This window comes from Sanguibacter gelidistatuariae (assembly GCF_900096585.1).
In the GTDB taxonomy this organism is placed as follows: Bacteria; Actinomycetota; Actinomycetes; order Actinomycetales; family Cellulomonadaceae; genus Sanguibacter; species Sanguibacter gelidistatuariae.
The window spans coordinates 321,395-333,857 of the sequence record NZ_FMYH01000001.1 but is presented as its reverse complement, the minus strand read 5'-3'; the positions used below and the strand labels follow the sequence as shown (position 1 = coordinate 333,857).

The window sequence follows — 12,463 nt, the reverse complement described above, 5'->3', positions numbered from 1 at the left end:
CACTGTAGGTCGGCCTCCGCGGGAGGGTCGGGACCTTCGACCGTAGGCCGGCGGCCTCAGCCGGTGTACTCGAGGTGCCAGTATTCGGGATTGGCGCCGCCCTGCCGCGCCCAGGCAGGAGTGACCCACCCGAAGGCCGGGCCGTTCTTCACGAGCCAGACGTATCGCTCGGAGCCGAAGGCGTAGCACGACCACTCGGGCAGGTCGAGGGCCCGACCGGTGCCGTGGGTCGAGGTGCCGGGCGTGGTGGCGATCGTGCCCAACGCCTCTCGCATCCGGACCTGCTCGGCGTAAGAGCGGTACGTGAGGTCCAGGTCGAGGTCCCCGCCGAAGGCCGCTCGATAGGAGTTGTTGAGCCGATCGAGTGACACGGCGGCCCGGTGCGCGAGGTACTGAGGCGTGCCGACCGTGTCGAAGCCCCAGGTCAGCTGGGTCATCGCCGAGGCCGGGATGTTGCCGTTGGACCCGTCGCCCTCCGTCGACGGCGGTGAGGTGTAGAACGGCGGGCCGGTGTAGGTGGAGTCGTTGACGCACGCGGGGGCAGACTGCGCGGGTGGCGTGGTGGCCGACGGCGCAGGTGACGGCTGGTCTGCACGCGCGGCCGGTGCGGTGGCGTCGGCGGCCGCCTTCTTGGCGGCATCCGCGGCGGCCTGGTCCGCAGCAGCTTGGTCTGCGGCAGCCTGATCCGCAGCCGCCTGCTCGGCCACGGCCTGCTCTGCCGCCGCCCGGTCCACCAGGAGCTGTTCGGTCAGGCGCTCGGCGATGGCGGTCTCAGCGGCTCCGCGAGCCGTCAGCCGCTCGGCGGTCTCAGACTGCACCGCGACCTGCTGCTCGGCACGGTAGTGCGCGTCCTGTGCACGAGTCTCGGCCCGCTGAGCGGCGATCTCGGGCGAGCTCGCGGGGGCGCTGGTGCTGGCGAAAGCACCCCCGAGGGCGAGCGCCCCGAGGAGGGCGCACAGGCGCAGCCGCCGGGTCCGGGTCATGTCGGCTCCTCACGAGTCGCTGGTCGACATCTCCTCACACCCTAGGGTGAGCGCTCACGACGACGAACGCGCGTCTTGGGCCGCCCCTGCGCGGCGCGTGCGGTCGACCGAACTGCGTTTCGGGCGAGGGTTGTCACACTGGAGCCGTGACGACACCGCCTGAGACCGCCCGAGTGCACCCCACGCCGACATCGCGGCAGATCCGCCGCTGGCGCCGCAACCTCGCCGACGAGCGCGCCGAGGCCGCCGTGTACCGCGAGCTCGCCGCCCGTCGGACTGGGGAGGAGCGGGAGATCCTGCTCGCCCTCGCCGAGGCCGAGAAGCGGCACCAAGAGCACTGGCTCGCGCTGCTGGGGCCGCACGTGGGGCGCCCGCTGCGCGGACACTGGCGCACCCGCGGGCTGGGGCTGCTCGCCCGCCGCTTGGGGGGCGTGTTCGTCCTGGCGCTCGCCCAGCAGGCCGAGGCCCGGTCCACCTACGACGCCGACGTCGATGCGACCGCCGCGATGGCCGCCGACGAGCGGATCCACGGTGAGGTGGTCCGCGGGCTGGCGACCCGCGGCCGGATGCGGATGTCGGGGACGTTCCGTGCGGCGGTCTTCGGCGCCAACGACGGGCTCGTGTCCAACCTCGCGCTCATCCTCGGGATCGGGGCCTCGGGTGCATCCCAGGCCACCGTGCTGCTGTCCGGCCTGGCCGGGCTGCTCGCCGGTGCGCTGTCCATGGGCGCCGGGGAGTACGTGTCCATCCGCTCCCAGCGCGAGCTGCTCGAGGCCGCCAACCCGAGCCCGGAGGCTGCTGCTGCGATCGGGCACCTCGACGTCGACGTGAACGAGCTCGCCCTGGTCTACAGGGCGCGCGGGCTCACCGCCGAGGAGGCCCAGGCACACGCGGACACGGTGATCGCGACGTTCTCCGCGTCTACGGTCATCGCACCCGACGGCGCCGAGGGCGACCACGAGGCGATCGGCACGGCGTTCGGGGCGGCGGCGTCGAGCTTCTGCTTCTTCGCGTCGGGCGCGCTCATCCCCGTGCTGCCGTACCTGTTCGGCGCGGAGGGGCTCACCGCGATCGTCGTCGGCTCCGGCCTGGTGGGTATCGCGCTGTGCCTGACCGGCGCGACCGTCGGGGTGCTCTCCGGGGCGTCGCCGGTCAAGCGGGCGCTGCGCCAGCTCGCGATCGGGTTCGGCGCCGCCGGGGCGACGTACGCGCTCGGCCTCGTGTTCGGGGCGGCGGTGGGGTGAGAAGGCGACGGTGACGGCGCGACGGCGCGCGGCTTGCCGTCAGCCGACGCGGACGACCGCGTGGCCGTCGACGACCACGACGTCGTGGACCGCGAGGCGCCGGCCGTCGGGCATCTCGACGAGCACCGGGAGGCTGCGCTGGGCGCCGGAGAGGACCATCGACCGCTGGAGCTCGGTGACGAGGGCATCGAGCGAGACGCCCGGCTCAGCTGGGACCGGCGCGCCGGCAGCCCCGCTCTCCCAGCCGCGGAGCGTCGCCGTGATCTCGTCGAGGAAGTCGTCGACGGCGTCGACGCCGTAGCCCGCACGGAACTTCGTCGCGGCGAACTTCTGGACGGTCACCTGGTCGGCCGTGAGGCTGTCCGGCGCCCGACCCGTCCCCGACTCGTACCTGCGGAGCGTCTCGGTGACCGTGTCGAGGAAGTCGTCCACGGCGGACGCCTCGTACCCCTCACGGAACTTCGTCGCCGGGAACTGCTTCTTCAGGATCTCGTCTGCCCTCAGCATCCCCAGAACGTACCGTACCGCACCGCACCGCACCTCGCCCCGTCCCGCCCCGCCTCGCACCGTCCCGCGAGCTCGCGCGGCCGTCAGCTGATGCGCTGACCGTCTACCGCTGCCCGGCCAGCGCTGCCAGCGCGGCGGTCGTGACGGCGTCGGGATCGCCCGTCATGGGCACGACGACGCCGTCCTCGTCGTCGCCGAGTGTCTCAAGGGTCGCGAGCTGGGAGGTCACCAGCGAGGCGGGCATGAAGTGGTCGGCGCGGGCCTCCACGCGGCCGGCGAGCACCTCGGCCGGGACGTCGAGGTGCACGAACCGCACCCGTCCGACCGCGTGGGCGAGCACCTCGCGGTAGGTCTGGCGCAGGGCGGAGCAGGCGATCACGCTCGACCCGCCGGCGTCGGCGATCGCGGACATGGTGTCACGGACCTCGGCGAGCCAGGGCGCGCGGTCCTCGTCGTCGAGCGGGGTGCCCGCGCGCATCTTCTCGACGTTGGCCTCGGGGTGCAGGTCGTCGGCGTCGATGAACAGCGCGCCGGTGCGGTCAGCCAGCAGCATGCCGATCGTCGACTTGCCGCATCCGGAGACGCCCATGACCACGAGGTGCGTCGGGGTGGCGGGGCGGGTGTGAGGCTTCGTCGACATGGCGCCAGCGTACGCGGGCGCGGATGAGCGCGGCGCGGAGGGTCGGTGCGGGCGTGCGGGGTGGGTAGGCAGAGTGGGCAGGCGGACCGGCTCAGGCGAGCAGCAGGTCCAGCGTCGCGCCGAGCTTGGTGGTCAGGTCCGCGTTCTGGGCGGCGACCCAGTCGCCCGAGTAGGCGCGCGGCGCCGGCTCGACGAGCATGACGGTGTACATGTAGGCACGGTAGAGCAGCAGCCGGGCGTCGGCCGGGCTCAGAGCACCCGCGCGGGGCGGCTCGGTCACGTCGAGGTCGCCGCCGGTGCCCCGGTAGCTGTCGGCGAGGGACGCCGGCACCGGCCCGATGCCGACCTGGTCCGCGCCGACGAACTCGAAGAGCGGGTCACCCCAGAACGCGCGCTCGGTGTCGATGATCCCGGTGATCGCCAGAGTGTCAGGGTCGATGAAGATGTTGCCCTCCCACAGGTCGGTGTGGATCAGGTGGGGTGTCTCGACGAGTGCGAGGGCCTCTTCGTGGCGCGCGACGGCGGCGATGATCCGCTCGGTGGGGAGGTCAGATCCCCAGGTGGCCGCGTCGTCGAGCAGGGCACCGAACATCACGGCGAAGGCCTCGGGCCAGGTGTCGCCCTGGAGCGTGGGCGCTGCGGGGTAGCCGAAGCGGGTGCCGGTCACGGTGTGCAACGCGGCCATGAACCTGCCCAGGCCGGTCCGGATCGTGGCCTGCTGCTCGGGCGTCTGCTCGGTCAGGCTCCGCCACGGCACGCCGTCCAGGTGGGTGACGACGAGGATGTCGGTCTCGATGTGCTCGCGGCTGAAGTCGGACAGCAGGACGGTGGGCATGAGCAGCTCGGGGCGCCCGTAGGCGAGGCGATAGACGAGCTCCTCGGTGCCCAGGATGCCGTGCTCGTAGCGCATGAGGCGGCCGGAGTCGGTCGGTGCCATCTTCGCGACCGCGCGGCCGCCGCCGGCGAAGGTCAGCCGGTACGTCGTGGCGAACATGCCGCCCTCAAGGCGCTCGATGCTCTCAAGAGCGCCGAGGTCGCGCGCGAGCGGGGCGACGACTCGGGCGAGCCGGGTGGTCATGTCGGTCAGGTCGGTGGCAGCGGTCTGCGTCGTGGTCACGGGACCATTCTGGCACCTCGCGTGCCCTGACCGGCGGGACTTTCCTGGTCTGGCGCTGCCGGTCAGGGCACGGGAATCGGTCAGGCAGACGGCCCGGAGGGCGTCGATGATCCAGTGAGCTTGGATCCCGCGAGGTTGGCGATGAGCTGGTTGATGTCGACGCCCGTGAGCTGCTTGATGACGCCCTGGCCCTCGCTGAGCACCGAGGCGACGTTCTTGGTGATGGCAGACGCACCGTCGGTCGAGATCACGGTCATGCCCTGGATGTTGCCGATCGGTTCTGCCGCCGCCCGCACGATCTCCGGGAGGCGTTCGATGAGCTCTTGGACGAGGGCCGCCTCGCCGTACTTCTTGAGCGCCTCGGCCTTGGCGTCCATCGCGATCGCCTCGGCGCGCCCTTCGGCCTCGGTCGCCGCACCGCGGGCCTCACCCTCGGCGCGGATACCGACGGCGAGGGCGACCTGGCGGTCACGCTCGGCCTCACCGGCGCGGCGCACCGCCTCGGCGTTGGCCTCGGCGTCCTGCAGGGCCGCCGTCTTGTTGGCCTGGGCGATGGTCGTGCGCTTGAACGCGTCGGCCTCGGTCGCGGCGTTGGCCGCGTCACGCTCGGCATTTGCCCGCTGGACGGTTGCGTACGCGTCCGCCTCGGCGGGCTTGCGGATGGAGATGTCGAGCTCTTCCTCGGTGACCTTGGCCTGCTCGGCGAGGGCCTCGCGCTGCTGGGTCGCCACGAGGCGGTCCTGCTCGGCCCGGGCGAGCTGGCCGGCCGCGTTGGCCTCGGCGTTGGCGCGGTCGGTCTGGGCCTTGATCGTCGCCTGCTTGAGCTCGAAGGCCTTGCGGCGCTCGGCGACCTGCTCCTGGGCCTCGATCGCGGCGAACTCGGAGGCTCGCTGCGCCTCGGCCTCGGAGACCTCGGCCACCTGGCGCGCGCGGGCGTTCTCGGCGCGTCCCAGGTTGGCGAGGTAGTCCGATCCCGGGGTGGAGATGTCCGAGATGTTGAGCAGGTCGACCTGCAGGCCCTGCTCTGACAGGTCCGTCTTGGTCGAGTCGACAACCCGGTCGGAGAGGCCCTTGCGGTCGGAGATGATCTGCTCGATCGTCATGTCGCCGACGATCGATCGCAGCGACCCCTCGAGGGACTCCTTGATGATCTCGGTCAGCGTGCCCTGCTGGGAGAGGAAGCGCTGACCGGCCCGGCGCACTCCCTCTTCGTCGCCGCGGACCTTGAAGTTGATGGACGCCTTGATCGCGATCTTGATGCGGTTCTTGTCCACGCCCTCGACCGTGATGCCGATCTGGCGCTGCTCGAGGGAGATCGAGAAGCCCTGCTGGAGGATCGGCCAGACGAACACTCGCCCCCCGACGACGACCCGCTGGCCGCCCTCCTCGGAGATCTTCTTGCCGGCTCCGCGGCCCACGATGATGAGCGCCTCGTTGGGTGGCACTCGGCGGATCCGGTTGGCGATGAAGATGAGCACCGCGAAGAACGCGATGACGAGGGCCGCGATGGCGATGATGGTGATCGTCTGGTCAGTCATGAGTTGTCGCCCCGGAGGGCGGCTCCTTCCGCGAGGGGTGGATGGCTGCACTACGGTCGGTCAGGTGGATTGAGGCCAGCGTCGAGGCGTGGTCGAGCTGGCGCTGGGCCAGCGGGGCGCGACCAGGACGCGGCCGGGGGTCTCCTCGACGACGACGATCCGGGTGCCCTCGGTGATCACCTGGTTGGCCCAGGCCAGACGGCGTTCCAGCTCGCCGTCGAGGGACACCTCGCCGGCTGTGGTGGTGATTCGCGAGGTGGCCACGCCCTCGAGCCCGGCGAGGGGCCGCGCGGTCCCGTCCTCCGTGTCCGCGAGGCTCTTGACGAGCCGCTGGACGAGGATCACCACGAGAACGGCCGCGACGGCCGAGCCAGCGTAGGCGGTCCAGGTGGGCAGGTCGTTGGCCGTTGCGATGGCGCCGAGCGCACCGAAGACGACGGCGCCGACCCCGAGCGAGGTGCCCGAGATCGTGCCGTCGCCGAAGTCGATGAGCTCGCCCAGGATCATCGACACGACGAGGAGGCACAGCCCGATAGAGCCGATGATGATGAACGTTGTCATCGCTGCCTCCATGTCGTCGTCAAAGACGGTTCTTTGCCTGAACCATATCCGAAGACGATGCTTTCGTGGGTCTCCCTCGATGGGGAGATCTGCCCGCTAGCTGGCGACCAGTGCCGGGACGAGGCCCTCGTCGGGTGCGTCTGTGTCCGCAGGTGTCGCGGCGGTCGACGGCGACACAGTCCGGCGCATCGGGATGAAGAAGGCGACGATCGCGGCTGTCAGTGCGACCCCGCAGCCGATCATCAGGGCGATGTGGAATCCCGCCTCGGACGGCAGGGTCATGCCGCTGAAGCTGATCGTCCTGGAGGCGAGGATCATGCCCATGATCGCGGCGGCGGTCGAGCTGCCGATGGACCGCATGAGCGAGTTGAAACCGTTGGCCGAGGCGGTCTCGTTCAGGGGCACGGCCGACATGATGAGCGAGGGCATCGCGCCATAGGCGAGACCGACCCCTGAGTTGATGATGAGGGTCATGACCAGCACACGGACGGTCGAGCCGAGCAGCAGCGTCGAGGAGGCGTAGCCGATCGCGATGACCAGGGCGCCGAGGGCGAGCGTGGTCTTGGCGCCGCGGGCAGCGGAGAGCTTGGCGCCCACCGGGGCGACCGCCATCATCATGAGGCCGGCGGGGGCCATCCACAGCCCCATGGCGATCATCGACTGCCCCAGGCCGAAGCCGGTCTCGACCGGGATCTGGAGCAGCTGGGGGACGACGAGGGACTGGGCGTACATCGCGAACCCGACGAGGAGCGAGGCAAGGTTGGTCATGAGCACCTGGGGACGGGCGGTCACCCGCAGGTCGACGAGCGGGTCGGTCGTGCGGACCTCCCACCAGCCCCACACCAGGAGGACGACAGCCGAACCGGCGAAGAGCGACACCGTCGTGGCGGAGCCCCAGCCCCAGTCGGAGCCGCGGGAGATCGCGAGCATCAAGGCGACGAGGCCGATTCCGAGGCCGACGGCGCCGACGGCGTCGAAGCGTCCGGGCTTGGCCGGGGCGTCGCCCGCCGGGACGAAGGCCGCGATCGCGATGGCCACCAGGACGCTGAGCGCTGCGACGACCCAGAAGAGGACCCGCCAGCTGCCGCTCTGTGCGATTGCTGCCGCGAAGGGCAGGCCGAGCGCGCCGCCGACGCCCATCGAGGCGCTCATCAGCGCGATGGCCGAGCCGACACGCTTGGCGGGCAGCACGTCGCGCAGCAGGCTGATGCCGAGCGGGACGATGCCCATGCCGAGGCCTTCCAGGCCGCGTCCGACGATCATCGGGATGAGCGAGGTGGACAGCGCGCACACGATGGAACCGACGGCGAGCGGCACGGTGCTGGCGAGCAGCAGGCGCTTCTTGCCGTACATGTCGCCGAGCCGGCCGGCCACGGGGATCGCGATGGAGGCCGTGAGCAGGGTGATCGTGATGACCCAGGTGGTGTTCGTGGCGGCCGTGTTGAGAATCGTGGGGAGGTCGCCGATCAGCGGGACCACGAGGGTCTGCATGAGCGCGGCTACGATGCCAGCCAGGGACAGCGTGGCGATGATGATCCCGGGGCGAGTTGCCGGAGCAGTCTCGTTCATGCAGGTGGTTCCCGTCGTTCGGTGCTGCTCAGTCGGTCGACGTGCGCGCCACACCGGCTGTGTACTATACACATCGTATGTAAAATGCATATTTCAAGTCCGTCGCGACGTCGCGCCGGACCGACGAGAGGAAGGCCCGGACCCATGGTCGAGCCCGCGCGGCAGGTCGAGTTCGAGACGATGCTGCTCAACCGGCACAGCTATTTCGACGGTCCGCGCAAGTTCGACGAGCACAAGAAGCTCGACCGCAGCGCCTACATCGTGCTCACCCGCATCGAGATCGACGGCCCCTTGTCTATCGGGGAGCTCAGTGCGGCGCTCGGCCTCGACACCTCGACCGTCAACCGGCAGACCGCGACGATGCTGCGCGGCGGCCTCCTCGAGCGGATCCCGGACCCCGACGGCGGCTTGGCCAGGAAGTTCACCATGACCGCAGAGGGCGTCCAGCGCCTGGACTACGCGCGCTCCGTGACCGTCGACACGCTCGGACGGATCATGGAGGAGTGGACCGGCGAGGAGGTCGAGGCCTTCGCCCGGTCGCTCGAGCGTTTCAACCGGGGGATCGAGCGCCTCGAGGGTCGGCCCTGGCCCCGCCCGGCCGACTGACCCTCCTGCTCTGATGACGGGGAGGCACCGAGTCCCGGACGAGCCTCCCCGTCATCCCCCGTTCAGGGCCGCGGCATGTTGCGCAGGTTGGACCGCGCCATGGACACGACTTCCCCGAGCCCGCCGCCGAGCACCTCCTTGCTCAGGGCGACGGCAAATCCGCGCACCTGACCGGCGGTGATGGTCGGCGGGATGGACAGGGCGTGCGGGTCGGTCACGACGTCGACGAGGGCCGGTCCGGGACGGTCGAGTGCTCCGCGGATCGCCGCACGCAGGTCCCGTGGGTGCTCGACGCGCACGGCCGGGATGCCGATCGCGGTCGCGACGGCCGCGTAGTCGACCGAGGGCGAGTCGACCCCGTAGGTGGGTAGGCCGTCGACCAGCATCTCCAGGCGCACCATCCCCAGAGTCGCGTTGTCGAAGAGGATGATCTTCACGGGCAGGTTGTACTGCCGGATCGTCACGAGCTCACCGAGCAGCATGGCGAGGCCGCCGTCCCCCGACATCGACACGACCTGACGTCCCGGTTGGGACGCTGCCGCGCCGATCGCGTGCGGCATGGCGTTGGCCATCGAGCCGTGCAGGAACGAGCCGATCACCCGGCGGCGTCCGTTGGGCCGGATGTAGCGGGCGGCCCACACGTTGCACATGCCCGTGTCGACCGTGAAGATCGCGTCGTCGGAGGCCTCCTGGTCGAGGATGTCTGCGACGAGCTCGGGGTGGATCGGGGTCATGGTCTCGGCCTTGCGCCCCGAGTACGCCCCGACGACGCCGTTCATCGCCTTCTCGTGCTTGCCCACCATCGAGTCGAGGAACTTGCGCGAGCGGCCGCCCTCGATGAGGGGGAGCAGTGCGCGGACGGTCTCGCCGACGTCGGCCACGACCGCGAGGTCGAGGCGCGTGCGCCGGCCCAGGTGCGTGGGGTCGATGTCGACCTGGGCGGTGCGGACGTCCTCGGGCAGGAACTGGTCGTAGGGGAAGTCGGTCCCGAGCAGCACGAGCAGGTCCGCCTCCTGGGTGGCCTCGTAGCAGGAGCCGTAGCCGAGCAGCCCGGACATGCCGACGTCGAAGGGGTTGTCGTACTGGATCCACTCCTTGCCGCGCAGGGAGTGCCCGACCGGGGCCGCGACCTTGTCTGCCAGAGCGAGGACGTCGTCGTGTGCGCCCCGCACACCGACCCCGGCGAAGAAGGTGACCTTGTCCGCGGCGTTGATCGCGGCGGCGAGCTGGCGCAGGGACGCGTCGTCGGGCAGCACGCGCGGGCGGGCCGGGCGGGTGGACACGTCTGCGAGCGGCTTGGCCGGGGCATCGTGGTCGGCGATGTCGCCGGGGATGGTGAGCACGGCGACGCCGGGGGCGCCGTAGGCGTGGTGGATTGCGGAGTTGATCACCCGCGGGGCCTGCTCGGCCGAGGAGATCATCTCGGAGTAGACCGAGCACTCGGTGAACAGCCGGTCGGGGTGGGTCTCCTGGAAGAAGCTCGTGCCGATGTGCTTGCTCGGGATGTGGCTGGCGATCGCGAGCACCGGGACCTTGGAACGGTTCGCGTCGTAGAGGCCGTTGATGAGGTGGAGGTTTCCGGGTCCGCAGGACCCGGCGCACACCGCGAGGTTCCCGGTGACCTCGGCCTCCGCGGCGGCCGCGAAGGCGGCGGCCTCCTCGTGGCGGACCTGGACCCACTCGATGTCCGCGCCGGCCTTGGCGGCCCGGCGCACAGCGTCGACCACGGGGTTGAGGCTGTCTCCGACGATGCCGTAGATGCGTTTCGCGCCGGCCTCGATGATCTGGGAGACAAGGAGATCTGCGACGGTCTGGTTGCGCTGCTTCTGCTTGGCCACTTCTAGGCACCTCTCGCTGGTCGACCGGGCGTCGCCCGCGCAGCGTGCTGAGCGCGGCGTCGTCCGCTCCGTCCATCCTCTGCCAGGATGCGCCGCGGCGCCCAGGAGAAGCAGACAAGTCGGGTGTCTTTCGCGACACACCCGCCCGGGCGGGATGGCTCAGGCGATTTCGGCGGCCTCGGCCGCGCTGTTGGCCCCCGTCGTCCGACGACGCAGCGTCCACAGCGAGGCGAGCGTCACCAGGACGGCGAGGGCCGCCGCGACGAGGACGACCTCGAACCCGGCGTGCGCGCCGGCCGCGTCGATCCGCTGACCGCCGATCGACGTGCCGATGGACACACCCACGCCCAGTGCGGTGCCCACCCAGGTGAGGCCCTCGGTCAGCTGGGAGGGCGGGACGAGGAGCTGCACGAGGTTGTTGCCGTTGATGAGGGTCGGCGCGATCGCGAAGCCGGTGACGAACATGACGATCGCCAGCACGGGGAGCGAGGTGACGAACACGAATAGCGTCACGCCGATCGCCAGCGCGACCATGCCGAGCGCGAACCGCTTCCACAGCGGAGAGATCCAGTGCTTGGCGCCGTAGAGCAGCCCGGAGATGAGCGACCCCAGGGCGAAGATGCCCAGGATGGCACCGGCGAGCGGCTCGTGGCCGGCCTCCTCGGCGAAGGCGATCGTCGCGACGTCGGTCGCCCCGAAGATCGCACCCATGCCGATGAAGACGGCGATGACCGCGAGCATGCCGCCGTTGAGCAGGACCGAGCGGCGCTTGTACCCGGGCACGGGGATGGACGGTGGGGGTTCGGTGGCGCGCAGCGACAGGAACCAGAACCCGCCGATCAGCACGGCGAGCAGCGGGACGACCAGCCCTGCGGTCGGCGTCACGCTGGTCGCCAGGATGGTGGCGAGCATCGGGCCGATGACGAAGCACAGCTCGTCGACCGCCGACTCGAAGGAGTAGGCGCTGTGCAGCTGGCGCGGGTCGTCGAGCAGGTGGGACCAGCGGGCGCGGACCATCGACCCGACCGACCCGATGGTCGCACCAGTCAGGACCGCGAACACGTAGAGCGTGAACTGCGGGGCGCGCAGGGCCGCGCAGAGGATGAGCCCGACGAGGGAGGCGGAGGTGATGACGAACAGCGGCCGCATGATCAGGGACTGACCCTTGCGGTCGACGTACCTGGCGATCTGCGGCGAGCAGATGGCCTGGGCGACGATGTACGCCGCGCTGACCCGACCACCGAGCGCATAGGACCCGTAGATCTGCTGGATCATCAGGACGATGCCGATGCCGACCATGGACATCGGCAGCCGTGCGATCGCCCCCGCGCCTGAGAAGCGCATGGTGCCGGGGATCGCAAGGAGCGCCTTGTAGGGGTTGCGGGATGTCTTCACGGCGGTCTGGGGCTGCTGGGGGTCCTCGGGCACTGCCCCATTGTCTCACTGTACGGACGGCTCGCGGTGGACGGGGTACCCCAGGGCGTGTGAGGTTGCTTGCGGGCATGATGGGCTGATGAGCGGTGACACGAACGGCGACACGAGCGGCGACGACCTGTCCGTCCGCAACGACACGAGCTCCCAGCGCTTCGAGGCGGTCACGCCGGACGGTCAGGTGGCGGGTTTCCTCGCCTACGACCCGGTCCCGGCGCATGTTGTGGGGGGCCACGGGTTGTTCGTGGCTATCCACACGATCGTCGAGCCCGCCTGGGAGGGCCGCGGGGTCGCGGCCCTCCTCGCGCGCACGGCCCTCGACCACGCGCGCTCGCAGCACCTCACGGTCATCGCCGAGTGCCCCTACGTCCGGGCGTTCGTCGAGCGGCACGCCGAGTACCAGGACCTGCTGCCCTGACCGTGCGGCCG

At 70.7% G+C, this 12,463-nt stretch carries 12 protein-coding genes; 3 read left to right on the top strand and 9 right to left on the bottom strand.

The features are described 5' to 3' along the window. Positions 1-56: 56 nt before the first annotated feature. Entirely contained in the window at positions 57-983 is a 927-nt protein-coding gene (locus tag BLQ50_RS18490; protein ID WP_093180660.1) for a M15 family metallopeptidase, read from the bottom strand. Positions 984-1,129: 146 nt separating this feature from the next. Here BLQ50_RS18490 and BLQ50_RS01495 point away from each other — a divergent pair, with 146 nt between their 5' ends. Further along, positions 1,130-2,227 carry a VIT1/CCC1 transporter family protein gene (locus BLQ50_RS01495; RefSeq protein WP_217629068.1) on the top strand — a complete coding sequence of 366 codons (1,098 nt, stop codon included), beginning with the start codon at positions 1,130-1,132 and terminating at the stop codon, positions 2,225-2,227. Positions 2,228-2,266: 39 nt separating this feature from the next. Here BLQ50_RS01495 and BLQ50_RS18760 read toward each other — a convergent pair whose 3' ends face one another. The 6 genes from BLQ50_RS18760 to BLQ50_RS01465 form a co-directional block, all read right to left on the bottom strand. After that, complete coding sequence (locus BLQ50_RS18760) at positions 2,267-2,734, bottom strand: DivIVA domain-containing protein (RefSeq protein WP_139185738.1); 468 nt, start codon at positions 2,732-2,734, stop codon at positions 2,267-2,269. A gap of 103 nt (positions 2,735-2,837) precedes the next feature. Then, complete coding sequence (locus BLQ50_RS01485; protein WP_093180656.1) at positions 2,838-3,374, bottom strand: gluconokinase; 537 nt, start codon at positions 3,372-3,374, stop codon at positions 2,838-2,840. 91 nt (positions 3,375-3,465) lie between these two features. Continuing rightward, entirely contained in the window at positions 3,466-4,491 is a 1,026-nt protein-coding gene (locus BLQ50_RS01480) for a phosphotransferase family protein (RefSeq protein WP_245700827.1), read from the bottom strand. 80 nt (positions 4,492-4,571) lie between these two features. Next, positions 4,572-6,029 (bottom strand): flotillin family protein, encoded by a 1,458-nt coding sequence (locus BLQ50_RS01475; protein WP_093180654.1) that lies wholly within the window; start codon positions 6,027-6,029, stop codon positions 4,572-4,574. 60 nt (positions 6,030-6,089) lie between these two features. Further along, positions 6,090-6,590: a hypothetical protein gene (locus BLQ50_RS01470; RefSeq protein WP_093180652.1), complete on the bottom strand. Its 501-nt coding sequence runs from the start codon at positions 6,588-6,590 to the stop codon at positions 6,090-6,092. A gap of 96 nt (positions 6,591-6,686) precedes the next feature. Beyond that, the gene (locus tag BLQ50_RS01465) at positions 6,687-8,159 is read right to left on the bottom strand and encodes an MFS transporter (protein ID WP_093180650.1); all 1,473 of its coding nucleotides are present in this window, start codon (positions 8,157-8,159) and stop codon (positions 6,687-6,689) included. Between the two features lie 144 nt (positions 8,160-8,303). On the opposite strand from BLQ50_RS01465, the gene BLQ50_RS01460 reads away from it, so the two are divergent. After that, entirely contained in the window at positions 8,304-8,765 is a 462-nt protein-coding gene (locus BLQ50_RS01460) for a MarR family winged helix-turn-helix transcriptional regulator (RefSeq protein WP_093180649.1), read from the top strand. Between the two features lie 62 nt (positions 8,766-8,827). On the opposite strand, the gene BLQ50_RS01455 is transcribed toward BLQ50_RS01460, so the two are convergent. Together BLQ50_RS01455 and BLQ50_RS01450 are read right to left on the bottom strand one after the other, a co-directional pair. Then, on the bottom strand, positions 8,828-10,603 hold the full coding sequence (locus tag BLQ50_RS01455; RefSeq protein WP_093180647.1) for a pyruvate dehydrogenase: 1,776 nt from the start codon (positions 10,601-10,603) through the stop codon (positions 8,828-8,830). Positions 10,604-10,762: 159 nt separating this feature from the next. Further along, a complete protein-coding gene (locus BLQ50_RS01450) occupies positions 10,763-12,031 on the bottom strand; it encodes an MFS transporter (RefSeq protein WP_093180645.1) in 1,269 nt (422 codons plus the stop codon). 85 nt (positions 12,032-12,116) lie between these two features. Here BLQ50_RS01450 and BLQ50_RS01445 point away from each other — a divergent pair, with 85 nt between their 5' ends. Then, positions 12,117-12,452 (top strand): GNAT family N-acetyltransferase, encoded by a 336-nt coding sequence (locus BLQ50_RS01445; RefSeq protein WP_093180644.1) that lies wholly within the window; start codon positions 12,117-12,119, stop codon positions 12,450-12,452. The last annotated feature ends 11 nt before the right edge of the window (positions 12,453-12,463 follow it).